This window comes from Streptomyces sp. NPDC059994 (genome assembly GCF_042737755.1).
Lineage (GTDB): Bacteria > Actinomycetota > Actinomycetes > Streptomycetales > Streptomycetaceae > Streptomyces.
On the sequence record NZ_JBHWUR010000002.1, the window covers coordinates 96215 to 123210 of the forward strand.

The window sequence follows — 26996 nt, forward strand, 5'->3', positions numbered from 1 at the left end:
AGACTAGGCAGGTCCGGGCAGCCCCACGATCTCCGCGACCGACGCGCGGTGCTCACCGGCCGAACCCAGCGCACTCTGCGCCGACTTGGCCCGCTTGAGGTAGAGATGCGCGGGGTGCTCCCAGGTCATCCCGATGCCGCCGTGCAACTGGACGCACTCCTCGGCCGCGTGCACCGCGACCCGCGAGCAGTACGCCTGCGCGACCGCCACCGCGAGCGGCGCGTCCGGGCTCCCGGTCGCCAGCGCGTCGGCCGCGTTGCGTGCGGCGGCCCGCGCCGACACCACCTCCAGCCACAGCTGCGCCATCCGGTGCTTGAGCGCCTGGAAGGAGCCGACGGGCCGGTTGAACTGCTTGCGGTCCCGGGTGTACGCGACGGTCTCGGTCAGACACCATTCCGCGACGCCCAGTTGCTCGGAGGCGAGCAGACCGGCCCCGGCGAGCAGACCACGGCGGACGGCGGCCCGGCCGGTGTCCGCGTCGGCGAGCAGCGTGCCGCGCGCACCGTCGAGGGCGACGTCGGCCAGCGGGCGGGTGAGGTCGAGCGGGGTGAGCGCAGTGATGGCCGCCTCGCCCGCCTCGACCGCGTAGAGCCCCTGCCCGGTCGGCACGAGCAGCACGTCGGCGGTGGCGGCGTCGGCCACGGTCCGCGTGACGCCGTCGAGCCCGCCGCGCAGCCGCGGCGAGTCGGGCCCGTACGAGAACGGCACGACCAGCGCCGCGGTCTTGCGGCCGGACGCCAACTCACCGAGAAGCCCCGCGACTTCGTCGGCCGTGATGTCGAGTCCGAGAAGCGTCTCGGTGGCGATGACGGAGCTGGTGAGGTACGGAACCGGGGCGACGCTCCGGCCGATCTCCTCCAGGACCACGCCGGCCTCGCGGTGTCCCGCGCCCTGGCCGCCCAGCTTCTCCGGCACCAGCAGCCCCGCGAGCCCCATCTCGGCGCCGAGCGCCTGCCACAGCCGGGGGTCGCAGGGGATGTCGGACTCGGCGCGGGTCAGCGTGGACGCGGTGTCGGTGCGGTCGGCGAGCAGGGAGCGCACGGCGGCCCGGAGGTCTTCCTCGGCCTCGGAGTACAGCAGGTCGGGGGCGGTCTCGGTCATCGGGCCAGGTCCTTCCAGGCGATGTCCTTGTCGTTGCGCGGCTCGGCGGGCAGCCCGAGGACGCGCTCGGCGACGATGTTCAGGAGTACCTCGGTGGTGCCGCCCTCGATGGAGTTGCCCTTCGAGCGCAGATACCGGTATCCGGCGTCCCGGCCGGTGAAGTCGACGAGCTCGGGCCGGCGCATGGTCCAGTCGGAGTACAACATCCCCTCCTGCCCCAGGAGTTCGACCTCCAGACCGCTGATCTCCTGGTTGAGCCGGGCGAAGGCGAGCTTCATGCCCGAGCCCTCGGGACCGGGCTGGCCCGCCACGAGCTGCTGGCGCAGCCGCTCGCCGGTGAGGCGGGCGACCTCCGCCTCGACCCAGAGGGTGAGCAGGCGCTGGTGCAGGTCGTGGGTGCGCAGTTCGGGGCGCTCGCGCCAGGTGCGCGCGACGGACCCGATCATCCCGCCCTCGCGGGGCAGCCGCATCCCGCCGATGGAGACCCGCTCGTTCATCAGAGTGGTCTGCGCGACCTTCCAGCCGTCACCGACCGCGCCCAGGCGGTGGGCGTCGGGGATACGGACGCCGGTGAGGAAGACCTCGTTGAACTCGGCCTCGCCGGTGATCTGCCGCAGCGGCCGCACCTCGACGCCGGGGTCGGTCATGTCGCAGATGAAATAGGTGATGCCCTGGTGCTTGGGCAGCTCGGGGTCGGTGCGCGCGATCAGGATGGCCCAGCGGGCGACATGGGCGCTGGAGGTCCACACCTTCTGCCCGGTGACCACCCAGTCGTCGCCGTCCCGGACGGCCCGGGTGCCGAGCGCGGCGAGGTCGGACCCGGCGCCCGGCTCACTGAACAGCTGGCACCACACCTCCTCACCGACCCACAGCGGCCTCAGGAACCGCCGCTTCTGCTCGTCGGTGCCGTACTTGAGCACGGTCGGCGCGGCCATGCCGAGCCCGATCCCGATCCGGCGCGGATCGTTGTCGGGCGCGCCGGCCGCCGTCAGTTCGGCGTCGACGACCGGCTGAAGCGAGCGAGGCGCCCCGAGCCCGCCGAGGCCCACCGGGTAGTGCACCCAGGCGAGCCCGGCGTCGAAGCGGGCCTTGAGGAAGTCGATCGCCCCGGTGGTGGCGGGCGGGTGCGCGGCGAGCAACTCCTGCGTAAGGGCGCGCAGTTCGGCGGCTTCGGGCTGCTGCTCGCTCATCGGGCGACTCCGTCCGGGAGCACGACCACACGGCCGGTGGTGGTGCCGTCGGCGACGCGCTGAACGGCGGCGGCAGCGTCCTTCATCGGTACGCGCTCGCTGATCAACGGCTTGACGGCGCCCTTGGCGGCGAGCTCGGTCAGCTGCTCGTGGCAGCGCAGGATCGACGCGGGGTCCTTCTGCGCGTACAGCCCCCAGTGCAGACCGACGATCGAATAGTTCTTCACCAGCGCGTGATTGAGGGCGGGGGCGGGGATACTGCCGCTGGCGAAGCCCACGACGAGGATGCGGCCCTCGAAGGCGACGCACTTGGCGGACTTGGCGTACGCGTCGCCGCCGACCGGGTCGTAGATCACGTCCGCACCGCGCCCGCCGGTGGCCTCCTTCACGGCGGCCACGATGTCGTCGGAGCGCCGGTCGATGACGAGGTCGCACCCCAACTGCCGGGCGATCTCCGCCTTCTCGGCCCCGCCGACCACGCCGATGACCTTGGCCCCGGCCGCCTTGCCGAGCTGGACGGCCGCGCTGCCGACCCCTCCGGCGGCGGCGTGCACCAGCAGCGTCTCGCCCGCCTGGAGGCCGGCCCTGCGGTGCAGCCCGAACATGCCGGTCTGGTAGCCGATGTGCAGGGCGGCGGCCTCGGCGTCGTCCAGCGCGTCGGGCGCGGGCAGCAGCGCGCGCTCGTCGGCGATAACATGGTCCGCGAGCCCGCCGAACGGCAGCACGGGGTTGGCGATGACCCGCCGCCCGTCCTCGGTCTCCCCGCAGATCTCGACCCCGGGCGTGAACGGCAGCGGCGGCTTGATCTGGTACTGCCCCCGGCACAGCAGCGCGTCCGGGAAGTTGATGTTCGCGGCGCGCACCTTCAGCAGCACCTGCCCGGGGCCCGGGGTGGGGCGCTCGACCTCTTCGAGCCGCATCACCTCGCCCGGCTCGCCGTTCTCGTGCACTCGCCATGCCTGCATTCGGGGCCTCCACGCGCTGTAGGCGGTACGGCTGCGTACCCTTGCTGCACGGCATACTAAGCGGTCGCTTGCCGCTGAGGGAACAGGTGGAGGGGTGTGCGGGGCGACGAATTCGCCCCGCGACGCGCGACCGCCCGGTTCCATGACGTGTGACCGCCCGTCCCGCGACGCGCGACCGCCCTGTTACGAGCTCCCGCCCCGGGGCCGCGCCCGTACGTGCATCCGTTCCCCCTGCGGCCCGAACAGGCTCAGATACTCCACCGGCGCGTCCCCGGCCGGCCCGAACCAGTGCGGCAGCCGGGTGTCGAACTCGGCCGCCTCGCCCGCCCCCAGCACCACGTCGTTCCCGGCGAGCACCAGCCGCAGCCGCCCAGCCAGGACGTACAGCCACTCGTAGCCTTCATGAACGCGCGGCTCGGGCGCACCGCCCGTCTCCCGGTCCACCACCTTGTACGCCTGGAGCCCGCCGGGCTGGCGGGTGAGTGGCACCAGGGTCTTGCCGCCCCGCACGATCGGCCTGGCCCGCACCCGGGGATCCCCGACCGGCGGCGCGCCCACCAGATCGTCGAGCGGCACCTGATGGGCGCGGGCGATCGGCAGCAGCAGTTCGAGGCTGGGCCGCCGGTTCCCGGATTCCAGGCGGGAGAGCGTGGAGACGGAGATCCCGGTCGCCGCCGACAGATCCCCGAGCGTGGCTCCGCGCTCCTTGCGGATCCGCCGAAGCCGGGGGCCGACTTCGGTCAGCACGTCGTCGAGTGCGCGTTCCCCATCCATCCGCCCATTGCAGAATCGGCAAGGCGCTTTGTCAATCCGGCCCTCCGGCCCTCCGGTCCCGTCTTCCGGTCGTCCGGTCTTCCGGTCTACCGGTCTACCGGTCTACCGGTCTTGCGGTCTTCCGGTCTTGCGGTCTTGCGGTCTTCCGGTCTTCCCGTCTTCCGGTCTTCCCGTCTTCCCGTCTTCCCGTCTTGCGGACTTCCGGTCTTGCGGTCTTGCGGTCTTCCGATTCGGGTCGCCGGGAGCTACTGCTCCCCCGTGGCGGCCAGGTTCTGGAACTCCCGATGGGTGATGACCATGTCCTGCTCCTGCCCCGGCGTCAGTCCCTCCAGCCGGACGGAGCCCGCCCGCCCCCGCGCGGCGGCTGCCTGCTGGTGGGCGAAGACGAACAGCAGCCTGGGGAACGCGGTGAGCAGCCGGTCGAGGAGGTCGGCGTCCGGCGGCTGGTACAGCACGATCGTGAACGGCCCCGACTCCTCCTCGTGACGGGCCAGCAGCCGCCGCAGGGCCTCGTCGTCGCACTCGAAGCCCCACCCGATCGAGTCGACCACGCAGGCGCGCACCTCGGCGATCACGCCCTCCACGAAGTCCGCCGCGTCGTGCCGGGGCGCGGGTTTGCGCACGCGCCACGAGTCCGGCGCCTCGCTCGCCCTGCGCACGTACATGTCCGCGGTCTCCTTGAGCGTCGACCCCAGCAGCGCCACCCGGTCGCCCGCTCCCTGCCCGACCAGGCGGAGCTGATCCGCCGCCTTCTTCGGGACCCGGGCGAACGGCACCACCACGTCCACGATCCTCTGCCGGTCGGCCCGGCTCTTCACCTTCGGCAGGAAGTGCTTGACGGCCTTGCGCATCGCGCAGCTGTCGCCGACGTTCTGGACCGGCCGCTCGACCAGCAGCCCCTGAGCCACCGCGTAGCGCGAGTGATCGCGTGCGTAGGCGAAGGTGGCGACTCCCAGGATCTCGGCCGTGTGCTCTAGGGCCGCGTCCGAGAGGTCGGAGATCCGGCCCGCGAGGAAGTCGGTGACCTCCGGGTACGGCACGGCGCCCTGCCGCTCGATCAGCGGACGCAGCGACGTGGCGATCTTCGCCGGGGGCCGGGTGGGTCCGTACTGCCGCCGCCAGTCCACCATGTCGAAGCGGCCGAGGTTCAGCTTGCCGAGCCCGCTGTCGGGAAGCTGGCGGCGACGGACTCCGGGCAGGGTCACGGGCAGGACCACGAAGGCGTCACCGGTCCCGGCCCGCTCGGCGTCGGCGACGATCGCCTCCACCATCACGTAGTACGAGTCGAGCGCGTGCGGCGACAGCAGGATGATCATGCCGTGGCACTTCTTGATCTCGGTCAGCACCTTGCCGTACCAGGTGTCACCGCCGCTCAGGATGTCCTTGTCGACGATCGGCTCGCAGCCCAGGTCGACGAGGTGCGCTTCGAGCGCGAACAGGTAGGCCCGGCAGTCGCACCCGGACTCGGGCGTGCACTGCGAGCTGTGGCTGAGGAAGATCCGGGGACGTGCCATGCCGCTACTCCCCGAGGCCGGAAGTGCGCGGTATCGGGAGCAGCCGGTACCAGCGGACGGCGCCGCCTTCGACGGCGACGGTGGCGGGGGTGCTGTCGGTGCACGGGACGACGGTTCCGTCGAACAGGTCCAGCAGCCGTGCGTTGCCCGTGGCGCCCAGGTAGTCCGGGGAGACGTCGATCGTCTCGCGGTCCGCCCCGGCGTTGGCGACGCAGAGCACGATCTCGTCGCCGTGCTGCCGTACGAGTGCGATCAACTGTGGCAGCGACAACGGGAGTTCCCGGCAGGTCCCCCGGGACAGAGCGAGATGGTCCCGGCGCAGCTCCAGCATTCTTGACACCTCCGGGTCCTGGTTCTGGAGGAGCGACAGGGGAACGATGGGGCATCCCGGCAGGCCGAGCAGCACGCGCAGGGCCAACGCCGTTCGCCCGGGCGCGGTCAGGTCGTCGGGCAGCAGATGGCCCCACTGCGCTCCGGGCCTGGCCGTGCCCAGGGACAACTGGGCGTTGACCAGTGCGTTTCTGACCAGGGCGCCTTCCGTCATACCAATGATCAGCTCCCCTTGCAGGGCTCGCACCACGACATCGCAGGCTACGAAGGCGCCGGTGGCGCCGAAGTCGGAGTCCGCCGTGGCGGGGAGCCCGGTGGTGTGCGTACCGATGAGCACTCGGTCGTCGTAGCCGTCCAGCAGGTGGCGCACATCGCGCAGTACGTCCGCGTGGAGACGGGGGTCGCCGACCAGGCGCAGGCCGTCGACGTCGTGGTCCAGCCACTGGCGCATCGAGTTGAGGATCCGGCCGACCGCGTACACGTCCCGCAGGTCCATGTCAACGACGATCCGCACGCCATGGTGGTGGGCGGACATGAGCAGCGACACGAACCCTCCGAAGTCGCCCAGAGAGTCGGGGATTTCCTCGTCGCCGGGGATTCCCTCCACGTCGCCCCTGACGGTCGGGGTGATCGGCCCGACCGTCAGACACGTGACGCCCACCGCCCGGACGGACGCCATCGCCTCCGCCAGGTCGACGAACGTGACCGGGTCCCGGCCCGCTCGTACCACCGCGATCACCTCGCCCCGGATCCAGCCGGGCACGTCCACCGGGTCGGCCAAGGCCTCGGTGTCCGGGGTGATGACGTACTGCCGGCCGTCGTCGGTGGTGAGCTCGACCGGTCCGCCCGTGCCGGAGACCGCCCATTCGCCGCCGGGCAGGGCGAAGACGCGGTCGGCGCAGAAGTTCAGCCGCCGTTCGCTGCCGATGGCCGTCCCGCTGGCGAGGTCCCAGAGCAGGAGCCTGGAGTCACCGCCCACGGCCGCGATCCAGCGGCCGTCCGCGCTCATGGCCAGGGAGGTGACCTGCCAGGACGCCGTGCCGTAGTTCATCACCATGTCGCCTTTGTCGCCGCCGACGAACCGCCCTTCGACCTTCCCGTCCGCGTGCGCCCAGACCACATGCGTGCCGTCCGGCGCTCCGGCGACAGCGGTGACCTCGCGGTCCGCCAACTCCCGCAACAGCCCGTGGTCATACATCCTCAGCACGCCCGATTTCTCGACGAAGGCCGCGCACTCCCCACTGACCGACACCCACAGCGCCCGCACTGGGGCCGCTTCGCGGTCGCCGAGGTCACGTACTCCAGTACGCCGCCCATACAGGAAGAGCCCGTCACCCTGCACGAACAACTGCGCGAGACCCTCCAGGTGATCCGATGGGAACTGCACACGAACCGCGGCGCCGCTCGGCCACGTGTGGGCATGCCGCCTCGCCATGGCCAGGTCGTACTCGATCGCCGTTCCCCCCTCGGTCCACGCCAGGGCCGCGCCGTCCGACGACAGGCTGAGGGACCGCCTCGGCGCACCGTCAGCCGCGGCAGGGAGGCGACCCACCTCCGTCCCGTCGTCCGCATGCAGCACGATCGTGCAGTCCCCCAGCAGTACGGCGAACCGCGCACGCACCTCCGTGCCCGAGGCGACCGCCACCTCGTAAGCCGCCCCGGCGTGCGCCAACCCCTGGACGGCCTCGCCACTCACGGACAGCCGCTGCACCACGGTGAACGGGAGGTGGATGCTCTGATCCTCCATCAACTCCAGTTGCACCGAGGACGATTGTGGCGCGAGCGCGCTCGCCGCGTCGACCCGCACCGTACGCACCCCCGCCGCCATCACCGTACGCGCCCCCTCACCCGGCGGGCGGCTGAGCACCAAGCCGTCGGAGCGGGCCACCACGCCAACCGGGATGTCCCGCTGGACAAGGGCGCGAGCCGCGGCCGTCATGCCGGATGCGCGCGGGAAGAGGTCCTCCGGCGGCGCCACGCCGAGGCGTTCGCAGGACGCCACCTGGATCCGCCAGGCGTCGTCGTACCGGCGCACCCCACTCGGCAGGCGCGGCACATAGTGCAGCGCCCAGCGCCCGATCTCGTCGGCCGCGTGCCCGGTCGCCGTGACCGCGTGCAGCACCCGTCGCAGCTGCTCGCCGATGTGCTCGGGCGTCGACGTGGCCGGGAAGAGATCGGCCCACAGCAGATCCTCGAACCAGCGGGCGACCGGCTGTGCACCCAGATGTGCCTCAACCATCAAGTTGCGTACGTCCAGGACGAATTGACGGGGCCGGAGTGCGAGGCGTCGCCGCAGGACGGCCGCCGCGGCCGGGTCGAGCAGCAGAGAGTGCGCGCTCGCCGACTCCACCAGCGGGGAGAACCACAGCTCGGCCTCAAGACCCGCCGCCGAGCGCGGCAGGAAGCGCAACCGGGCGCGGCGCAACAGCGGTCGCTCCACTCCGGCCGCCAGCGACAGGCACTCGGCGAGCCGGACGAGCTGGGGCCGGCTCCGCGCGAGCTGCGGGATGTACTCCTCCATCGTGCGGTCGGCCGGTGGCGGCAGGTGCGCCTCCGGCACCTCGGGTTGGCTCGTCATGGGCACTCCAGCCATCCGCGCACCCGCGCCGTCGCCTCCCGTGCGTGCCGCAGCGAGACACGCCGGTCGAGGGGGACGAACGCCACCTTCTTGCGCAGCGGGGCCGGATAGTCGGCGCTCTCGTACGGAGTCAGGCAGATGACGGGGCAGCCGGAGTGCGCCACGCTGTGGACGAACGCACGCCACTCCTGCGGGCCCGCGACGCCCTGCCCCGCGAACGGCGGCCGCATCCGGCCGAGGTCGGAGAAGAGGATCACCGGTGTGCCGGGCGGCGGCGGCCGGTACGGGTCGATCGTGAGGGGATCCTGGCGCACCACCCCGCGCCCCGGCGCGCCCCGGAACCTCAGCACCTCGACCCGGTCGCGTCCGGCGATGCTGCCCACCAGTTCGCGCAGCCACAGTCCGTCGTCACGGAACGGCGCCATGCCCGGCCCGTGGTCGAGCAGCAGTTGCGCACCGCGCCGGGTGCTGAAGCGCCGTCGGCGCGGCACGGCTCGCAGCGCCTGGCGCCCGGCGACGCCCCGCAGCAGCGCCCGCTGGTCGACCTCTCTGCTCTCCACCGGCGTGGCCACCACCGCGAACATGATTCCCCGGGCCCAGTCCCCCTTCCAGGGCGGCTCGTGGGAGAGCGGGGTGGCGGCGGTAGTGCGCTCCGGCAGCCCGGCGCCCGCAGCCGGACCGTTGGCGCCGTCCGTCACGGCGGCCTGCGGCGGAGGTCCGCCGATCGCGGTGAGCGAGAAGTCGACCGGCCTGTCGGCCAGCAGGAGCGCCCGCTCCGCGCCGCCGTGCACGGTGCCGTCCCCCTCCGGCTCGGACGGGTCCGGCCGCTCCGTGCGCGGTCCCCGCTCGGCGCTGACGGCCCGGGGAAGTGGCGTGGGCGTGCTGCGGCGAGGGCCGCCGGACGCCTCCTCCAGCCGTACGGCCCTGGCGCGGCCGGCCCCCGTGCCCCGGCCGACCGCCTGGACGACGCGGCCCTGCGGCAGGGCCGTGGGCGTACGGCGCCCCTGCCCCAGCAGAGCGGCCATGGCGTCTGCGGTGGCCAGGTCCGAGGGCTTCAACTCGGCCATGGCCCGCACCAGATCACCGAGGAAGAGTTCACCGCGCCCGCTCACGCGGTGGGCTCCGTTCCGTCGCGCCGCTTGCGCAGGGTCACCGCCTCAAGCGCGGCCCACTCGGGTGTGCCGGGCACCACGCCGAGCTGCTGGCTGGCCTTGAGCGCGTCCAGATATTCGGCGGTGCTGGGCCCGGCCGCCGGATCCTCCAGCGTCTTGCGGACGTCGAGAATGTGCGTGGCGACCTTGTCCGCGAGCTCCGGTACGTACCGCTCCCCCAGGTGGGAGCCCGCGACCTTCAGCAGGTGTTTCTTGGTGGGGGACCGCAGCTCGAAGACGATGCAGCGGCGCAGGAACGGCCGGGGCAGCTCGCGTTCGTCGTTGGTCGTGATCACCACGAACGGCGCTCGCTCCGGCGGCACGGAGACCGACTGCTCGTCGTCCCACGGTACGGGGAACGACAGCGAGCCGAGGGGCCCCAGCAGGCTGTTCGGCAGATCCGGGTCCGCCTTGTCGATCTCGTCGATGAGGACGACCGAACGCTTGCCGGCGGGGGCCGCGAAGGCCCGCCACAGCGGACCCTTGGTGTAGTAGTGCCCCATGTCGTCGACGAGTTGCTGCGCCTGGGCGTCGTTGAGCCGCTTCAGCGCGTCGAACCGCCACAGCAGGTCCTCCGGCTCGGTGCGGGCCGTGACGACATGCGCGTAGTACTCCCAGCCCAGGATCCTGGCCACGTTGGGGGCGAGAGTGGACTTGCCGGAGCCCGGCGGACCGAACAGCAGCAGAGGCCGCCCCGTCTTGAGCGCGACGTTGACCGCGAGGACGACCTCGTCGTCATCGAAGACGTACACCTCGTCGTCGGCGGCGTACCGCCCCGGGCCTGCGGCCGGACCACCGGAGCCGTCGGCCCCCGCGCCGTCGTTCCTCGGGTCGAACTCCTTGTCGTACCGCAGCACGCGGCCCTCCCTCAACGGTGCGTCCGGAAGTCATTCTGCACGCCCGCGTCCCGCCTCATGCGCGGACGCCGGAACGCGGCACGAGCTCCACTCCCGGCAGGCTGCGGCGCAGCCCCTCCAGGTCGAACTCACCTGCGGGCAAAGGGAATCCGAGCACCCGCAAACGCGTCGCACCGGCGAGTGCGGCGAGTGCGGCGGCCCCGGGGTTCGGCGACACGTCGAGGAACACCACACCCGTGCGGGCGAGGGCCGTGAGGTCGGAGAGGGACGGACATCCGGTGATCCGCAGCGTACGCAAACGGGGCAGCCGGGGCAGCCCGTCGAGGTCCGTCAGGGCCGGGCTGTCGGCGATGACCAGCGTGCGCAGCAGGGGCAGGCGGCCCAGGACGGCGCACGGGGACGCGACGTCACGCCAGACCACGTGGTGGACGGTGGCGGCGAGCCGGTCGAGGTCTGGCGGGACCTCCGCGCCGGATAGCTCCAGCATCGCTGGTCCAGAGACCACTTGCCGTGGCGCAGTGGTCCATGACTCGACCCGGACGGACTCCGGAGCGGGCCGGGCGGGCCGCCGCTGCGTCTGGGCGGCCCGCAGCCTGCGGGCCGCGACGAAACGGCGGACCAGCTCATGGGCTGCGGGGCCGCCGATCCGCTGGGCGGTGCGTACGATCAGGCGTGCTTCGGGGCCGTCGGGGTCGAGGCTGTCGGGCAGCGGCATCAACTCCAGCACCAGCTCGCCCACTTCGGCGAGGGCGTCCGCCTCGGCGGGTGTCCGGGGCGGGATCAACTGCGCCAGTCGGAACTCGATTTGTTCGCGGATCTCGGGGTCGACTTCGACGGTGTACCCAAGCGCCGCCGCAGCCAGCAGGTGGAGGCGTACGCGGCTCGTCGGGACCTCTTCGGCGCGCTCGAGAAGCGCCCGGAACAACCCCTGGCGCTCACTGCGTCGCGCATGGCCGAACGCCATCAGTACGACGTCCTGCCAGTTCGGGTCGTCCGCCTTGTTGACCAGCAGCCCGAAGTCCCCCTGCTCGACGGCCGCTTTCGCCGCGAAGTAGGACTGGAAGCTGCGGTGCGCGAAGCCGATACGGTCGAGTGCGGACACCTGGAGGAAGCCGCTGCGTTCCCGTATATACGCAAGCAGCGTCTCGGGGTTCCCTTGCTCGGCGAGCGCGGGAAGCGACGGCAACAGCCCGGCGATCAGGCCGTGGGCTCTCTCAAGCTCCGCGTCCGTCTGGCCGTTGCGCTGCAACCAGTAGGCGAGAAGTTGCAGCAGCTGGGTCTGGGGCCCCCGCCCGAATGCTGTGATGCCGTACCCCGAGACGCGACGCTGTTCGTCCCGTCGGGTCAGCATCATCGAGAGCACGGCGTCATAGAGCTCCCAACGGGTGTGGGGCAGCAGGCCGCCGCGCTCGTCGTGGACGACGCACAGCAATGAGCACAGCAGAGGGTTGCTCGCCATCTCCCTCAGGTCGCGCTGTTCGACAACGGCGGCCAGCAGTGCGTCACGCTTGCGCTCCAGGGCCGCCCTTTCCGCCGGGCCGCCCATGCCCGCCGAGGTCACCGCGTACCAACGGGTGACGAGTCGCTGAATGTCCTCGGAATTCAGCGGAGCCAGTTCGAGGGCGGCGAACTCCCATTCCGCCAGCCATGATTCGGGCACGGCCTGGGTTCGCGTGGCCACGGCGTACGAGCAGTCCGGATAGGCGGCGAGCAACTCTCCCAGCCAGGAGCGGATCCCGGCCCGCTCGGGCTCCTCCACCTCGTCGATGCCGTCGATGAGCAGGAGACCCCGCCCGGACGCCAGGACGCGCTCCGCCCAGCCCGAAGGCTGCTCGTCCGCGATCATCAGACCCGCCGAGGCGAGGAACTCCGCGGGGCGTGGCAGCCCGCCGCCCAGCTGGAGGTATCTCATCGGCAGGACGAAGGGGATGTGTTCGTGCAGATGGTCGCGGGCGGTGCGCTGCCCCTGCGCGGCCGAGACGGCCATGTGCCACAGCAACGTCGTCTTTCCGGAGCCCGCCGCGCCGCGCACCAGCGTCCGCCGACGCCCGGCCAGCGCCGCCCCCGCCGTCGTTTCCGTGGGCGCCCCGGTCTCGCCGAACGTCGTCAGGTCGGTGTACAGCTCGCGCAGCGGCCAGCCGCCCCGGGGCCGCCTCGAAACGAGGTCAAAGCCGAAGACCTCCACCCGGTCGTACTTCCTGGCCACGAATTCGAGGTACCGGCTCTCGAAAGCCGCGTCCGACAACGGCACAGCGGACTGTTCCATCAGCCCACCGTCCAGCGAATCATCCACGCCTCGTTCTGGATCGAGATGACATGCTCGCACTCGGCGACGAACGCCTCGGCCGCCTCGGGCGTCCCCACGGCCCCGGGCGCGTCCTCCCAGCGAGTCATCAACCGCTCCAACTCCTCAGCCGTACGCATGAATTCGAGTTGCTGGTACGAGTACCGCCGGGCGATGGCGTGCGCGGTCAGCGCGACCGAGACCGATGCCACCACCGGCACCCACGCGGCGAGGCCACCCGCCGAGAACACGCCCGCGAACGCCGCCAGCACGGCAGCCAGACCACCGAGACCCAGTTCCACGCGGCCCACCAACACGACCTTCCTGCCCATCCACTCGGCCTTGGGCCGGTAGTAGGTCTCGATCTGGCGCCGCAGGCGGTACTCGACGTACGAATCGAGGTCGGTCACCGGCGGCAGGGGCCTCGGAAGGGCGGCGATCCCGGCGGTGTACCGGATCAGATCGCCGCCGTCCGTCCGGTACGCGCGCCCGCGCTCGGCCAGCAGCGCGCCCGCGCCCGCCAGGTCCCGGTAGGGCCCGACCCGCGCCAGGCAGGTGTACACCTCGGCCTTCAGCGCCTCGGACACGGCGCGCACCCGGATCCAGTCGTTGAACCGGGCCGGCCCGCCGCGCTGGGCGAGCAGCGGCGCCGCCCCCGCCGCCACGGCCGCGGCGAAGGCGAGCACCTTGCCGGCCACCTCGTTCCGGCCCATCGTCTCGGCGGAGCCGGTCCCCAGGACCGCGGCGAGGATGGCGAGCAGCAACGCCTCGCTGCGCGCGCCCTCCACGGTCTTCTTCAGCCGGTCCGCGCTCCGCGACCAGACGTTCTGCTGGTCCCAGACCGCCGCTATCGACGATTCGTACTGAGTCAGTGCCACAGAAGGATTTTGACGGCTTCTCAGCGGCCTTGTCTGGTGGATTCGCGGTGTTGACGGTAGGGATTGCCGCCATGACGGCCGACACCGCACCCCCCGGCGCCCCGCTCCCGGGCCTCCCCGCCCCTCCTCCGCCCGGCGCCCGCGCACTGCCGCCGGGGACGTACGACGGGACCGTGGTCCTGGTGACCGGCGGTGGCTCCGGGCTCGGCAAGGCGATGGCCGCCGAATTCGCCCGTTCGGGGGCGGACTTGGTGATCGTGGGACGCACCGAGGAGCGGCTGAAGGCGGCCCGGGAGGAGTTGGCGGAACTGGGTGGGCGGGTGGTCGTCGCCGTGTGCGACGTCCGGGAGCCGGAGCGGGTCGGCGCGGCCTTCAACCTGGCCGAACGGGAGGTTGGGCTGCCCGGCGTGCTCGTCAACAGCGCCGCCGCCAACTTTCCTTGCCCCGCGGAGGACTTGTCGCCCAACGCGTGGCGCGCGGTCGTGGACATCACACTGACCGGGACCTGGTTCACGACCCGTGAGTTCGGTCGCCGCCATCTCGCGGCCGGGACGCCCGGGTCGGTGATCAATGTGGGGGCGTCGTACGCCTGGACGGGCGGCCCGGGGTACGCCCACTCGGCGGCGGCGAAGGCCGGGGTGCGGAACCTGGTCGAGACGCTCGCGGTGGAGTGGGGTCCCTACGGCATCCAGGTCAACGGGCTCGTTCCGGGGCTCTTCCCGCACCCGGACATGCCCGAGGCCATCCGGTCGGGGCTGGAGGACGCGGCGGCGCGCGGCGAACTCGCCGCACGCCAGCCCGCGTTACGGGTGGGCGAGCCCCGGGAGCTCGGCTGGGCGGCGACCTTCCTGGCCTCCCCGTACGCCCGTTTCATCAGCGGCCACACCTTGGTGGTGGACGGCGCCAACTGGCAGCGCCGTACGGTGGTCGCCGCGCCGGTGACACCCGTACGGGAGCAGCTGGGCCGGGAGCGGTTCCAGGGCTGAGCCCCACCAGCGTCATTTTCCGTCGAACGTCGGCGGGCGGCGGGCCGCCTTGGCCGCGTAGCCCTCGCGGGCGTCCTCGGAGGTGAGGGTGAGGGCGGCGGCCATGGCCGTACGGTCGAGAGCCTCGGCCAGCCCGGCGTCGGCGAAGGCGTCGATGTTCCGCTTGACCGCCCGCACGGCGAGGGGGGCGTTGGCTGCGATCTCGGAGGCCAGAGCTCGCGCCTCCTTCTCCAACTCCGCCGCGTCGACCACCTGTTGGACGAGCCCGAGCCGCTCGGCGGTGGGTGCGTCGATGCGGCGGCCGGTGAGTGCCAGGAGCTTCGCCCAGCCCGCGCCCGCGTCCCGGGCGATCCGCAGGTCGCCGCCCGCGTCCACGGCGACCCCGATCGCGGTCTCGGGCAGCGCGAAGACCGCGTCGTCGGCGGCGACCCTGATGTCGGCCATCAGCGCGAGCTCGAAGCCGAAGCCGAGGCAGTAGCCCTGGACGGCCGCGACCACGGGCTGCGGCAGCCGGGCGAACGCGGCGAAGCGCTCGTGGACCCAGCGGATGCCCTCGTAGTAGCGGTGGGTGCGCTCGGCCGGGGAGCGGCCGGTGATGGCGCCGCCGGGGGCGGTGACGTCGATCCCGGCACAGAAGGCCCGGCCGTCGGCGCGGAGCAGTACGGCGCGGATCGCGTCGTCGAAGCGGATCCGGTCGGCGAGGAGGCCGAGCTGACGGCTGGACTCCCAGCTCCAGCCGTTCAGCTTCTCGGGGCGGCAGAGGGTGAGCACGCCGAGCCCTTCGGCGGTGACCTCCAGGCGTATCCGCGCCTCGCCCTCCGGGATCTCCCGGTCGAGGGTGTCGATCACCGCGCCCCCGTTCCCCTACCACGGACCTGAGTTGACGGTACGTCAGACTACTGGAAGCCGGGGGCGAGCGGGGAAGCCCCGCTCGCCCCTCCGCGTCCTCCCCTACCGGGGGAACAGCTCGAACGCCACCGCCGGACGGCCCCCGAAGCGGGCGGCCGCGCGTTCGGCGTTGGCGGTGAGGAAGTTGCGGCAGTACGTCTCGGGCTCGTCGTTCGTGAGGCCCTCGATGTAACTGCGGTGCTCCATGAGCGAGTCCACCGACCGTTCGAGCCCGGCGGTCGCGTCGACCGCGTGGGTCGGGGAGTCGGAACCGGCCACGGCCACCCATCGCACACCGTTCCAGGGCTGGAGGCCCTGTTCGATGAGCTCGGGGAAGATCCAGCGGTTGCCGGCGTCCCCGGCGGCGTCGAGGGTGGCCCGGCCGACGGCCCGGTGGTCGGGGGTGTTCCAGATGACGCCGCCCCAGGTGTCCCGGTGGTTGAGCGTGATGACCAGTTCGGGGCGGTGCCGGCGGATGGCGGCGGCGATGTCCCTGCGCAGGCCGGTCCCGTACTCGATCACACCGTCCTTGTGGTCCAGGAACTCCACCGCCGAGACACCGACGACGGCCGCGCTCGCCCGCTGCTCCTGCTCGCGCAGCGGGCCGCACTTGGCGGGCTCGATACCGTCGATGCCCGCCTCGCCACGGCTGGCGAGCAGATACGTGATCTCACGGCCCGCGTCGGTCCATCCGGCGATCGCGGCGGCGCACCCGTACTCCAGGTCGTCCGGATGGGCGACGACCGCGAGGGCGCGCCGCCAGTCGTCGGGCATCTCTTCCAACTGCTCCAACTGCTCTGTCATAGCCGCAGCTTACGAGCCCGGAAGGTCGGCGCCGCGCCGCCTCTGGGCTACAACTCACCCCGTACGAGGCCGAGAAGCCGGTTCAGTACGCGCTCGCCGCCCGCTCGTACGCCGTCGTGCTCGTACTCGTCGGTGACCCAGGTGCGCAGCCCCCGGACGGCGTGAGCGGTGGCCAGCGAGTGGGCGGTGTCGACGTACATGTCGTCGTGGTAGACGGCGGCCGCCACCGGCACCTCGTTGGCGGCGAGCGCGGCCGGGTCGTACAGCGGGGACCAGTCGGTGCGGGCGGCCAGCAGATCGGCGGTCTCGCGCAGCCGGCGCAGCGCGGGGTCGGTCTCGAAGTGCCAGGGGTGCACGGATTCGCCGGTGAAGAGGACGGGGCCGTCTCCGGCGAGGGCCTTCTCGGCCGAGAACTGGGGGAACTCCGAGCGGACCCGGTCGGCGGACCAGTCGGTGGGGCGGGCGTCCTGGGCGTAGATCGCCTCGTGGAGGACGGCGTAGAGGGGGTGACCGGCGAACGAGAGGGCCGCGTGCACGCCTTCCTGGAAGGCGTCGGAGAGCGCGGGGCCTGCGGCCGTGCGTACGAAGGCGTCTTCGAGGAGGTAGTGCAGCTGGTGGGCGCCGTCGCCACCGCCGAGGAGGATGCCGAGCGACTGGAAGGCCGCCGGGGTCAGCACGTATCCGCTGGTCAGGACGGTGTGTTCGGTGGCGAGGTGCTCGATGACGCGGCGCACCCGCTCGACGTCCTGCGGATAGCGGGAGTAGTACGCGGCGTTCTTGCGCTCGATACGGGGGTAGGCCGCCCGGTACACGTCGTCCGCGTGGGCGTCGAGCGAGGGCAGTCCGCCGGTGATCAGGACGGCGGCGAGGCCTTCGGGCGCGGTGGAGAGGTAGTGGGTGGCGCAGAAGCCGCCGAAGCTCTGGCCGAGGACGGTCCAGGGCGCGCCGCCGGTGAGCCGGCGGCGGATCAGCTCGCAGTCCTTGACGATCGAGTCGGCGCGGAAGTGGGCGAGGTAGTCGGCCTGTTCGTGGGGGCCGCCGTGCAGCGGGAGGGTCTGGCGGTTGGCCGGGGTGGACAGCCCGGTGCCGCGCTGGTCGAGCAGGAGCACCCGGAAGTCACGCAGGGCGCGCCCGAGCCAGGCCTGCTGCCCGATGAACCGCCGGGCGCCGAAGCCGGGGCCGCCCTCCAGATAGAGCAGCCAGGGCAGCCGCTCCCGGTCGGCGGCGTGACCGGCGGCGACGGCCTCGCGCGCGAAGAGCTCGATCTGCTCGCCGTCGGGGCGGGCGTGGTCGAGCGGTACGGCGAAGCGGTGGTCGACGAGGACGGTTCCGGGCTGGCGGTAGGCGGGCGCGCTGGCGGTGGTCAAGGGTGCGGGCTCCTGGTCTCGGTCGTACGTCCGGCTCGCCCAGTGGATCACACCGGCCGGCCCGCGCACTTCCCCGCCCGCTGTCATCAACAAGAGCGCTGCGAGGAATCGTGAGTGCCTCCGCATCTCACAGCCCGCCCGGTGTGGCACGCACGCCCGGACCGCCCCCTGCACGCTGCACTTGAGGGCTGCCCGTCGGCAGCGGGCAGCCATCTCCTGACGACTAAGCTGCGCGCTCGGCCATGTCGTTGTTAGGTGGACGAACCACCGCTGTCCTCAGACGGAATGCAGGCGAATGCTACGCGGCCCGCAGCGCCTCCACCGCGATGCGGGCCGTCGTGCCGATGACCGCGTCGGCAGGGGGCAGCGTCGCGGCCGTGCCGGCGGCGCGGGTGAAGACCGCGACGGCGTAGCGACCGCCGTCGGGGTATTCGATGACGCCGACCTCGTTGCGCAGGGTCGGCAGGCTGCCCGTCTTGCCCGCCACGTGGACGTCGTCGAAGGGGAAGCCGGAGGCCATCCGGTGGGGCCAGACCTGGAGGCCCAGGAGGCGGCGGATCGCCGCGCCGTGTTCGGGGGTGCACGCCTCGTCCCGCCACACCGCGCTCAGGAGGCGGGTCATGTCGCGGGGCGTGCTGTGGTTGGTGCGGGTGGGGTCCAGCGCCCGCAGGCGGGCGATGACGTAGGGGTCGGCCAGCGCCTGGGCGCCGCCCGGGCCCGCGTCCTCCTTGATGGTGGCGAGGAGTTCGCGGAAGGTGTGGACGGCGTATGTATGGGCGAGGCCGAGCCGAGCCGTGGTGGCGTTGACGGCGTCGAGGCCTACGCGCCCCAGGAGGAGTTCGGCGGCCGTGTTGTCGCTGACGGCCATCATGAGGTACGCCGCGTCGCGTAGCGACATCCGTACGGGATCCAGCATGACGGCTACGCCCGTGGGGCCCAACTCCCGTTCCGCCAGCGGAACGTCGATCTGCTCCGTCAGGTCCAGCCGCCCCGCCGCCGCCTGTTCGTGGAGCGTGACCAGCACGCAGAGTTTGTGCACGCTCGCCGTGACCACCGCCTGGTCGCCGCCCGTGCCGATCTCGGCGCCGGAGTCGATGTCGAGGGCGTGCAGCCGGCCGGTGACGCCGGCTTCGTCGAAGGCCTCGCGGATGCGGGCGGCGGCGGTCACAGCCAGTACTCCGCGGCCGGGCGCAGATGGAGCGGGCGCGGGGGCAGTTCGGTGCTCACGGCCGAAGTCTCCCGCAACGCGCGCGTGGCCGCCTCGGCGAATGTGCTCACCGCCGTGTCGCCGCGCCCGCGCGGCCACGCGACCGACAGCCGCCAGGACAATGGCGCCCCGGCGAGTGGGCGCCAGACGAGGTCCGGGTCCCGGTCGGCGGTGTGCGCGGGGTGGGCGTCCCTCGGGCTGAAGGCGACGGCGTGCGCGGAGAGGATCAGGCCGCGGATGAAACTGGCGCCCTGGCCGTGCCGTACGGCCGCGGGCGTATAGCCGTTGCGCGCGCAGGTGGTCAGGACGTCGTCGTGGAGCGCGGGCGCGGCGGCGCGGTGGAAGAGGATCAGGTCGTACGGGGAGAGGGAGGCCAGGGGGACCGCGTCGAGCTCTGCCTCCGGAGCCTCGCGCGGCAGCAGGACGCCCACTTCGCGGCGCAGCACCGGGCCCAGTTCGAGGCCGGAGACGTCGCAGGGGTGGTGGATGAGCCCGGTGTCCAGGTCGTGCGAGGCGAACTGGGCCAGCTGCTGGGTGGTGGTCAGCTCGCGCAGTTCCAGCTCCACCCCGGGGTGGTGCCGTGCGAAGTCCGCCAGGATCGCGGCGACGGTCTCGCCCGCGATGTCCGGCGGCAGTGCGGCGCGCAGCAGCCCGCTCTCGCCGTCCCGGATACGGCGCGCGGTGGCCATCAGCGCCTCGGAGCGGGCGAGCAGCTCACGGGCCTCCTCAAGGAGCAGGGTCCCGGCCTTGGTGATCGTCACCTGTCGGCTGGTGCGCTCGAAGAGCCGCACGCCGAGCTCGCGCTCCAGGCGCTGGATGCGCTGCGAGAGGGGCGGCTGGGCCATGCCGAGCCGCTCGGCGGCCCGACCGAAATGTGACTCTTCTGCAACAGCCGCGAAGCACTCAAGATGCCGAATCAAGTCCACGGCCAGCGACGATATCGCAATTTTATCGATCTGGGACTGATAGTGAACTTGGACATACGGCCCAGACTGCTGCTCTCCTCCTCCTATGCCCACCGCCGAACCCCCCACGCCCGACGGAGAGTGATGAACCGGCCACTGCGACGCATAGCCGTCTTCTGCGGGGTGCTCACGCTCGCCCTGCTCGTACGGGCGACCTGGGTGCAGTTCGCGCAGCGCGACACCCTCGCCAACCACCCCGACAACCGCCGGGTGCGGATCGAGACGTTCGCCCAGCCGCGCGGCAACATCATCGTGGGCGGCGCACCGATCACCGGCTCGGTGGCGACGCCGGGCTCCGACCTCAAGTACAAGCGCGTCTACCAGGACGGCCCCATGTACGCGCCGGTCACGGGCTATCTCTCGCAGGCCCAGGGCGCCACCTTCCTCGAAGGTGTCCACAGCGATGTGCTCAGCGGCAAGGACAGCAGACTGCTCGCCGGGCCGCTCGACATGCTGACCGGGGTCAAACCGCGCGGCGGCGATGTCATCACCACCATCGACCCGAAGGCCCAGAAGGCCGCGTACAAGGGGCTCACCGACCTGAAGGCGAAGGGCGCGGTGGTCGCGCTCGACCCGCGTACCGGCCGGATCCTCGCCATGACGAGCACACCTTCGTACGACCCCTCGGTCTTCGCGGGCATCTCGCGCAAGGAGGGCGAGGTGTTCAAGAAGCTGGACCAGGACAAGGGCAAGCCGCTGAGCAACCGGGCGCTCCGGGAGACCTACCCGCCCGGCTCGACCTTCAAGATCCTCACGGCGGCGGCCGCCCTGGAGCACGGCACGGTCACCGACATCAACGCGCCCTCGGGCGCCCCGGCCCCGTACCGACTGCCGCAGAGCACGACGAAGATCGGCAACGTCGTGCCCAACTCCCTGTGCGACAAGGTCTCGTTGAAGACCGGGCTCCAGTGGTCCTGCAACAACGTGTTCCTCGACGCCGCGTTGAAGACCGGCAACGACAGGATGCGCGAGACGGCCGAGAAGTTCGGCTTCAACGAGGAGCAGTTCACCCCCGTACGCGCGGTGGCGAGCGGCTACCCCGACAAGCTGGACAAGCCGCAGACCGCGCTGACCGGCATGGGCCAGGGCAGCCTCACCAGCACCCCGTTGCAGATGGCCATGGTCACGGCCGGGCTCGCCAACGACGGCAAGGTGATGAAGCCGTACATGGTCGAGGAGCTGCGCGGCCCCGACCTCTCACCGCTCGCGAAGACCCGGCCCGAGGTGCTGAACCGGGCCGTCTCCGAGGCCACCGCGAAGAAGGTGCAGGAAATGATGGAGTTCACGGTGACCGACGGCTCGGGCAGCAAGGTGAAGATCGAGGGCGTGACCGTCGGGGGCAAGCCCGGCACCGCGCAGCACGGCGCCGATGTGCGCGACGAGCGCCCGTACGCCTGGTTCGTGTCGTACGCCAAGCAGAGCGACGGAACTTCGCCGGTCGCGGTGGCGGTGCTCGTCGACCCCGAGGACATGGACATCTCGCGCGACGCCATCGCGGGCGGGCGGCTGGGCGCGCCGATCGCGAAGGCGGTCATGCAGGCGGTACTGAAGAAGTAGCGCCCCCGAGGTGGCGGCGGTGGCGGTGCGACGACGGTTTCGGATCGGACAGGGAAAGAGAGCTGTGGCGGACCAGTCCCCCGACGAGGGCAGCAAGCAGAAGATCGACGCGGAGGCGACGAGCGGCGGGGCGGAGGCGAGCGGCGGGGCGGAGGTGCAGGGCGGTCCGGGCAGCAGCTCCGGCACTTCCGATGCCTCCGGCACCCCCGACACGACCCGCGAATCGGACTCCGAGCGCACGAGCGAGTTCGTGGCGCTGAAGCCGGTCGACATGCCGGTCCTGAAGCCGCCGCGGCCGGTGTCGGGCGGTCCCGCGTCCGGCGCCCGGGGCACGGCTGAGGCGGCCGCACCGATCTCGCGCACCCCCGATACCGAACCCCCCGCGCCCGGGACACCCGCACCGGCCCCGCTCCCGCCCCTTGACCTGCTCGCGGAGCTGACCAACACCCCGAAACCGCCGGAGACCCCGGCCCGTACCCTCGCGCGCCGCCTCAAGGTCTGGCTGCCGATCTCCCTCCTCCTGGTCCTGGTCCTCGTGATCGTCCAGGTGGTCCGCCCCCTGCCGACCCCGTCCCTGAAGCTGGGCGCCGACACGTCCTCGTACACCTTCGATGGGCGCTTCAGCCTTCCGTGGCCGGCGAAGGGCCAGGGCGCTGTCCAGGTCCAGGGCTCGGGGAGCCTCGGCACGTTCGGGGAGCAGCGGCCGGTGCCGACGGCGAGTGTCGCCAAGGTGATGACGGCGTACGTGATCCTCAAGGAGCATCCGCTCAAGAAGGACGAGACGGGGCCGACGATCGAGGTCGACGAGAAGGCCGTACGGGAAGGCGAGTCCAAGGACGAGTCGCGCATCGAGGGGCTGACGGCCGGGGCGAAGTTCAGTCAGCAGGACATGCTGAAGATGCTGATGATCCCGTCGGGCAACAACATCGCCCGGCTGCTGGCCCGTTGGGCCACGGGGAGCGGCGACGAGACGGCGTTCGTGGCGAAGATGAACGAGGCCGCCAGGGCGCTCGGCATGAGGGACACCGCGTACACCGATCCGAGCGGTCTGGATGCCAAAACCGTGAGCACCGCCGTCGACCAGCTCAAGCTCGCCGAGGCGGTGATGAGGTTCGACGCCTTCCGGCCGATCGTGGCGCTGCCGAACGCCACGGTCAAGGGTTTGCCCCAGCCGGTCAACAACAACAATGACGACCTGCTGCTCGCCGGGCTGAGCGTCAAGGGCATCAAGACGGGATCCAACACGGCGGCGGGCGGCGCGCTGATGTGGGCCGCCTACAAGACGGTCGACGACCGGACACCGCTGATCCTCGGGACGATGCTGGACCAGCGCGTCGACGGCCCGGACCCCAACGGCGGCAACAGTCTCACGCTGGTGAAGGAGAACAGCAAGAAGGTCGTCGCGGCGGTCCGCGACGCCCTGACCTCGGCTGTCGCCGTGAAGAGGGGCCAGGTGGTCGGGTACGTGGACGACGGTCTGGGCGGGCGTACGCCGCTGGTCGCCACCGAGGACCTCAAGGCGATCGATGTACCGGGCCAGCGGCTGCCCCTGCGGATCGCGGACGGCGGCAAGCCCCTACCGCACTCGGCCGGGGCCGGTGTGGTGGTAGCCACGCTGGCGATCGGCACCGGTCCCGACGCCCCGAAGGTCCCGGTCGCCTTCCAGAAGGATCTCCGCGAGCCGTCCTTCGGGTCGAGGCTGACGCGGCTCGGGTGACTTCAGGGACCATGGGCGTGGCGACTGTGGTGGTCCTACGCGATCGGGGGCAGGCTGGAAGGGCGGAGACCCGCCGATCCGGGTCTCGACCGGAGGAAACGACCATGATCACATCAGCCGATGTCCGTGAGTGGCGCAACCAGGCCGTGATCGACCCGAAAGGGCACAAGATCGGGGTGCTCGAAGCGGTGTACGTGGACACGAGCACCGACGAACCGGCCATGGCCACCGTCCTGACCGGTCTGCCGACCCGTCGCCGCCTGGTCTTCGTCCCCCTGGACGAGGCGGTCCTCGGCCCGCACTACGTCAAGGTCCCGTACGCCCGGGCACTGGTCCGGCAGGCCCCGTCCATCGGGACGGACGACGTGCTGCCCGCCGAACAGGAGGAGGCGATCTTCCAGCACTACGAGATGGAGTACCGCCCGGGCGCCGCCGGCGAACGCCAGCTCGCACGCCGCTGACCGCACCGGCCGCCCACGGCCCCGAACGTCCTCCACCGACGAAGGAGATGGCCACATCATGGCACTGTTCCTGTTCCTCATCCTCGTGGCCGTCGTCCTGGGACTGATCGGCGCGGTCGCGGACGGCCTGGGCTATCTGCTGGCCATCGGCGTCGTCGTCCTGGTGGCCGACGTCGCCTTCTTCACCAGGCGCTGGATCCGGCGCAGCCGTCGGCGGCCGGTGCGGTGAGGCCTGGCGGGCGGACGGCGGGGGCAGTCGGCTGCGCTGGTGCTACGACCGGTTGACCCGGCCGGCCACCGCGTGGCCGATCAGCAGGTAGACCACGGCGGGCAGACCGTAGTTGAGGATGGTGCGCCAGTCGTCCGACTTGACGTTGAACATGTCGCGCGACCAGCCCGAGAGCCAGTTCGCCGCGTGGTGGACCCATGACACCAGGTCGTTCCCGGTGTTGGCGTCCAAGAGGAAGAAGGCGATCCACAGGATCAGGATCACCGCGGTGATGTCCGCGATGATGAGGATGATCGTCGCGGCCGGGTTTCCGCCATAGCGTCTGGACATGCCGACCGGGTTGCCGGGAGAGGGAAGTTGAAACCAGCTTCGGGTCCGCCTGATGTAATGGACTGTACTGTCCGTGCGGGAGCACAGAGATGTGTGGGCTGCGGGTTTGGAGCGGGGACGCGTGATGGAAGTGCTGCTGGCGCTGGCACCTGACGAGGAGTCGGACGCGGACGACGTCGAACAGCTGATGCGCCGACTGCGGCGATCGAAGGCCTCGCCCATCGCTACCAGGTCGGGAACACGACGGTACGGGAGCACATCGCGGAGGAGATGCGGCGCCTTCTGGACGACGACAGCCGCAGTGTGTCGGCTGCGGCGGCCGCGAGGTTCCACGCTCTCTTAGGGCTGAGCGACACGGAGCAGTCAGCCCCGGCATCGGCGTCGGCCTCGGCGTCGCCAACGCCGGCAGTGTCGCATGCCCCTCAGCTCCCTCAGACGCCGTCGGCGCCCGCCACCGTGAAGTGGTCCCTCAACGTCAAGGCATCCGTGCACGCCTCCCTCACGATCATGAACGGACTGCTGTACGCCGGGGACAACTCGGGTCGGGTGCACGCGGTGGAGACCGCCACGGGAAGCGGCCTCTGGCGCTTCGAGGCCGGAAACCCTGTCCACTCGGTACTGGCGGTGGCGGAAGGGACCCTGGGCATCACCGCAGGCCCGTACTTCCATCTGCTCGACGCCCACACCGGCGAGGAACGCTGGAAGTTCAAGGTGCGCCAACGGGTCACCGCACTCCCCGAGACGGACGGCGGGGCGGTCTACCTCGCCAACACGAACAGCGTGTACGCCCTGAACCTCGCCACGGGTGAGAAGACCTGGACGTACTGCCCCCGCATCGCACCCTTCCACTGGGTGGCGGCGGCGGGCGGGCGGGTGTGGACCGCCACCGAGCGGGCCGTGTACGGCGTCGACGCGGCGACCGGCAAGCGCAAATGGCGGACTCCGGTCACCGCCCCGGTCTCGTCCCTGTCCGCCCTGTCCGACTGGGTCCTCTACGTGGGCAGCGGTAATGGTCACCTGTACGCGGTCGACGCCTTGACCGGACTTATCAGGTGGCGCTCGCACCCCACGGGCAGGGACGTGAGCACGTCGCCGGTCGTGGCCGACGGCTTGGTCTGCGTCAGCAACGACGCCGGTCTGCTGTGCGGCATCGACGCGGCGACGGGCGCGAACCGATGGGTGTCCGCCGAGCGCATCCCGACGCAGTCACCACCGACCCTGGCCGAGGGGACGGTGTACGTCGGCAGCTCGGACGGCCACCTGTACGCACTGTCCGCCGAGACCGGGGCGGCACGGTGGCGGCTTCCCACCACCCGCCCGGTACGGTCGTCACCGACCGTGTCGGACGGCGTCGTCTACATCGCCGACCTGGGAGGTTGGCTGTACGCCGTCGAGGACCACGGCGGGATGTGAGCGTGCGCGCTACACCCCCGTGACCCCGTCGACGCGCTCCCGGAGCAGATCCGCGTGCCCGTTGTGCCGTGCGTACTCCTCGATCATGTGGATGAGGATCCAGCGCAGGGACACGGTTGCGTCGCCCAGGACCGCCGCGTTCTCGGCGCTCAGCGTGCCGGAGTCGTCCAGGGACGCGTCGGCTATGAGCCCGCGGCCCCTGTCCACTTCCGCGCGCCAGAGAGCCAGCGCCTCCTCGATCCCCCGGTCCGGATCGAGGGCGAACCCGGCATCGCCCTCCTTGCCGCACAGGAACGGTATGTCCTGCCCGGCGAACACCCGCTGGAACCAGTTCCGTTCGATCTCCGCCATGTGCTGGACGAGGCCGAGCAGCGTCATCGCGGACGGCTCCACCGAGGCCGTTCGCACCTGTTGGTCGTCCATCCCCGCGCACTTCAGCGCGAGCGTGGCTCGCTGAAAGTCCAGCCAGCTCTCCAGCATGGCCCGTTCGTCCGCGTGCGGGGGCGGAATGGGCCGCCCGTCAGGTGTCGTCCGTGTCGTTCCCATGCAGACCACCTTCGCACGCACCACTGACAACGGGTCCGGTCAGCACGACGGCTCAGTCGGACAGCGGAGTGTCGAGGAGGGCGACGCCGAGGCGTGTGGGGCTGTGGAGGGCCGTGTTGCGATGCCGCGCGGTCCGGGTCAGTCCGGCCGGTTACCTCGCGATTACGCCCGCTCCTCCTTCGCCGACCTCGCCCCCAACCCCCTCAGCCACGCGACCACTTCGGCGTGTCCGGCACGGGCGGCCGTGTCCAGTGGGGTCAGCTCGTCGTAGCCGACCCAGTCGATGTCGCCGCCCCGGGCGCGCAGGTACGCGGCTGTCGGCTGCTGGCCCCCGTGACAGGCGCACCACAGGGCTTCGGTGATCTCGATGGCGGGCGGTGGCGGGGTGCCGGGGGTGAAGTAGGCGGCGACCCGGTCGAGTTCGCCGAGGCCGGCCGCCTGCCACAGGGTCGTACGAGCGCCACGTTCGTACAGGCGGCGGGCGGCCCGCCACTGGCCGAACGCGACCGCGTCCGCGATCGCCGTGCCTCCCGCGATGACCGAGCCGTCGACCTCGATGTCCGCGCCCAGGTCGAGCAGCGTGTCGAGGACGGCGACGTCGTCGCAGCTGGCCGCCCAGTGGAGCGGGGTCTCCGCGTGCGGGCCGGTGAACCGCGCTCCCACGTCCGCACCCCCCGCGACGAGCGCGGCCACGACCACCGGACCGTTCGGGAAGTGGCCCGGCCAGTCCGTGGCCACGTGCAGCAGGGTGCGGTTCACCAGCTCGTCGCCCAGCCGGGCCGCCGCGAGACCGGGGTGGGCGGCGAGGAGCTCCTGGAGACCCCGGACGTCCCCGGCGCGGATCGTCGCCGCCACCTCGACGGCCAGCGGCTCGTGCGCGCCGATCAGCATCGTGGACATCGTG

24 protein-coding genes are annotated in these 26996 nt (G+C 71.7%); 6 read left to right on the forward strand and 18 right to left on the reverse strand.

Annotated features, from left to right (window positions below; translation table 11 throughout):
- Positions 1 to 3 precede the first annotated feature (3 nt).
- The 10 genes from ACFWA7_RS01980 to ACFWA7_RS02025 form a co-directional block, all read right to left on the reverse strand.
- Entirely contained in the window at positions 4 to 1101 is a 1098-nt protein-coding gene (locus tag ACFWA7_RS01980) for an acyl-CoA dehydrogenase family protein (RefSeq protein WP_385820289.1), read from the reverse strand.
- Positions 1098 to 2291, reverse strand: a complete 1194-nt coding sequence (locus tag ACFWA7_RS01985; protein WP_385820291.1) for an acyl-CoA dehydrogenase family protein — start codon at positions 2289 to 2291, stop codon at positions 1098 to 1100. Before ACFWA7_RS01985 ends, ACFWA7_RS01980 begins: the two co-directional genes overlap by 4 nt.
- The gene (locus ACFWA7_RS01990) at positions 2288 to 3256 is read right to left on the reverse strand and encodes an NADPH:quinone oxidoreductase family protein (protein WP_385535009.1); all 969 of its coding nucleotides are present in this window, start codon (positions 3254 to 3256) and stop codon (positions 2288 to 2290) included. The genes ACFWA7_RS01985 and ACFWA7_RS01990 overlap by 4 nt, the downstream gene beginning before the upstream one ends.
- A 183-nt stretch (positions 3257 to 3439) precedes the next feature.
- Positions 3440 to 4030 carry a helix-turn-helix domain-containing protein gene (locus tag ACFWA7_RS01995; protein ID WP_385820293.1) on the reverse strand — a complete coding sequence of 197 codons (591 nt, stop codon included), beginning with the start codon at positions 4028 to 4030 and terminating at the stop codon, positions 3440 to 3442.
- Positions 4031 to 4275: 245 nt separating this feature from the next.
- Positions 4276 to 5544, reverse strand: coding sequence for a toll/interleukin-1 receptor domain-containing protein (locus ACFWA7_RS02000; RefSeq protein WP_385820296.1), 1269 nt, complete (start codon positions 5542 to 5544; stop codon positions 4276 to 4278).
- A 4-nt stretch (positions 5545 to 5548) separates the two neighbouring features.
- Entirely contained in the window at positions 5549 to 8452 is a 2904-nt protein-coding gene (locus ACFWA7_RS02005) for a hypothetical protein (protein ID WP_385820298.1), read from the reverse strand.
- On the reverse strand, positions 8449 to 9564 hold the full coding sequence (locus ACFWA7_RS02010; RefSeq protein ID WP_385535017.1) for a hypothetical protein: 1116 nt from the start codon (positions 9562 to 9564) through the stop codon (positions 8449 to 8451). Before ACFWA7_RS02010 ends, ACFWA7_RS02005 begins: the two co-directional genes overlap by 4 nt.
- Complete coding sequence (locus ACFWA7_RS02015) at positions 9561 to 10460, reverse strand: AAA family ATPase (protein WP_385535019.1); 900 nt, start codon at positions 10458 to 10460, stop codon at positions 9561 to 9563. Before ACFWA7_RS02015 ends, ACFWA7_RS02010 begins: the two co-directional genes overlap by 4 nt.
- Before the next feature lie 55 nt (positions 10461 to 10515).
- Complete coding sequence (locus tag ACFWA7_RS02020) at positions 10516 to 12726, reverse strand: NACHT domain-containing protein (protein ID WP_385820300.1); 2211 nt, start codon at positions 12724 to 12726, stop codon at positions 10516 to 10518.
- Positions 12726 to 13622, reverse strand: coding sequence for a DUF4231 domain-containing protein (locus ACFWA7_RS02025; protein ID WP_385820302.1), 897 nt, complete (start codon positions 13620 to 13622; stop codon positions 12726 to 12728). Before ACFWA7_RS02025 ends, ACFWA7_RS02020 begins: the two co-directional genes overlap by 1 nt.
- A 71-nt stretch (positions 13623 to 13693) precedes the next feature.
- Between ACFWA7_RS02025 and ACFWA7_RS02030 the strand changes: the two genes are divergently transcribed.
- Positions 13694 to 14608: an SDR family oxidoreductase gene (locus tag ACFWA7_RS02030; protein ID WP_385820303.1), complete on the forward strand. Its 915-nt coding sequence runs from the start codon at positions 13694 to 13696 to the stop codon at positions 14606 to 14608.
- A gap of 12 nt (positions 14609 to 14620) precedes the next feature.
- Here the strand turns inward: ACFWA7_RS02030 and ACFWA7_RS02035 are convergent, their stop codons facing one another.
- From ACFWA7_RS02035 to ACFWA7_RS02055, 5 genes are all read right to left on the reverse strand, one after another.
- Entirely contained in the window at positions 14621 to 15457 is an 837-nt protein-coding gene (locus tag ACFWA7_RS02035) for an enoyl-CoA hydratase/isomerase family protein (protein ID WP_385820305.1), read from the reverse strand.
- 102 nt (positions 15458 to 15559) lie between these two features.
- A complete protein-coding gene (locus tag ACFWA7_RS02040; protein ID WP_385535029.1) occupies positions 15560 to 16300 on the reverse strand; it encodes a PIG-L deacetylase family protein in 741 nt (246 codons plus the stop codon).
- 47 nt (positions 16301 to 16347) lie between these two features.
- On the reverse strand, positions 16348 to 17667 hold the full coding sequence (locus ACFWA7_RS02045) for an alpha/beta fold hydrolase (protein ID WP_385820306.1): 1320 nt from the start codon (positions 17665 to 17667) through the stop codon (positions 16348 to 16350).
- Between the two features lie 298 nt (positions 17668 to 17965).
- The gene (locus ACFWA7_RS02050; protein ID WP_385535033.1) at positions 17966 to 18835 is read right to left on the reverse strand and encodes a serine hydrolase; all 870 of its coding nucleotides are present in this window, start codon (positions 18833 to 18835) and stop codon (positions 17966 to 17968) included.
- Complete coding sequence (locus ACFWA7_RS02055; RefSeq protein WP_385820308.1) at positions 18832 to 19800, reverse strand: LysR family transcriptional regulator; 969 nt, start codon at positions 19798 to 19800, stop codon at positions 18832 to 18834. Before ACFWA7_RS02055 ends, ACFWA7_RS02050 begins: the two co-directional genes overlap by 4 nt.
- Before the next feature lie 123 nt (positions 19801 to 19923).
- On the opposite strand from ACFWA7_RS02055, the gene ACFWA7_RS02060 reads away from it, so the two are divergent.
- The 4 genes from ACFWA7_RS02060 to ACFWA7_RS02075 all read left to right on the forward strand — a co-directional run bounded on the left by ACFWA7_RS02060 (position 19924) and on the right by ACFWA7_RS02075 (position 23803).
- Positions 19924 to 21396, forward strand: coding sequence for a peptidoglycan D,D-transpeptidase FtsI family protein (locus ACFWA7_RS02060; RefSeq protein WP_385820310.1), 1473 nt, complete (start codon positions 19924 to 19926; stop codon positions 21394 to 21396).
- Between the two features lie 64 nt (positions 21397 to 21460).
- Positions 21461 to 23113, forward strand: coding sequence for a D-alanyl-D-alanine carboxypeptidase family protein (locus tag ACFWA7_RS02065; protein WP_385820312.1), 1653 nt, complete (start codon positions 21461 to 21463; stop codon positions 23111 to 23113).
- Positions 23114 to 23217: 104 nt separating this feature from the next.
- The gene (locus ACFWA7_RS02070) at positions 23218 to 23574 is read left to right on the forward strand and encodes a PRC-barrel domain-containing protein (RefSeq protein WP_385535037.1); all 357 of its coding nucleotides are present in this window, start codon (positions 23218 to 23220) and stop codon (positions 23572 to 23574) included.
- 58 nt (positions 23575 to 23632) lie between these two features.
- A complete protein-coding gene (locus ACFWA7_RS02075) occupies positions 23633 to 23803 on the forward strand; it encodes a hypothetical protein (protein WP_385535039.1) in 171 nt (56 codons plus the stop codon).
- A 42-nt stretch (positions 23804 to 23845) separates the two neighbouring features.
- On the opposite strand, the gene ACFWA7_RS02080 is transcribed toward ACFWA7_RS02075, so the two are convergent.
- Positions 23846 to 24133 (reverse strand): hypothetical protein, encoded by a 288-nt coding sequence (locus ACFWA7_RS02080; RefSeq protein ID WP_385535041.1) that lies wholly within the window; start codon positions 24131 to 24133, stop codon positions 23846 to 23848.
- A gap of 270 nt (positions 24134 to 24403) precedes the next feature.
- On the opposite strand from ACFWA7_RS02080, the gene ACFWA7_RS02085 reads away from it, so the two are divergent.
- On the forward strand, positions 24404 to 25546 hold the full coding sequence (locus tag ACFWA7_RS02085; RefSeq protein WP_385820314.1) for a PQQ-binding-like beta-propeller repeat protein: 1143 nt from the start codon (positions 24404 to 24406) through the stop codon (positions 25544 to 25546).
- A gap of 9 nt (positions 25547 to 25555) precedes the next feature.
- On the opposite strand, the gene ACFWA7_RS02090 is transcribed toward ACFWA7_RS02085, so the two are convergent.
- A complete protein-coding gene (locus tag ACFWA7_RS02090) occupies positions 25556 to 26092 on the reverse strand; it encodes a DinB family protein (RefSeq protein ID WP_385535045.1) in 537 nt (178 codons plus the stop codon).
- A gap of 162 nt (positions 26093 to 26254) precedes the next feature.
- Positions 26255 to 26992, reverse strand: a complete 738-nt coding sequence (locus ACFWA7_RS02095; RefSeq protein WP_385535047.1) for an ankyrin repeat domain-containing protein — start codon at positions 26990 to 26992, stop codon at positions 26255 to 26257.
- Positions 26993 to 26996 lie beyond the last annotated feature (4 nt).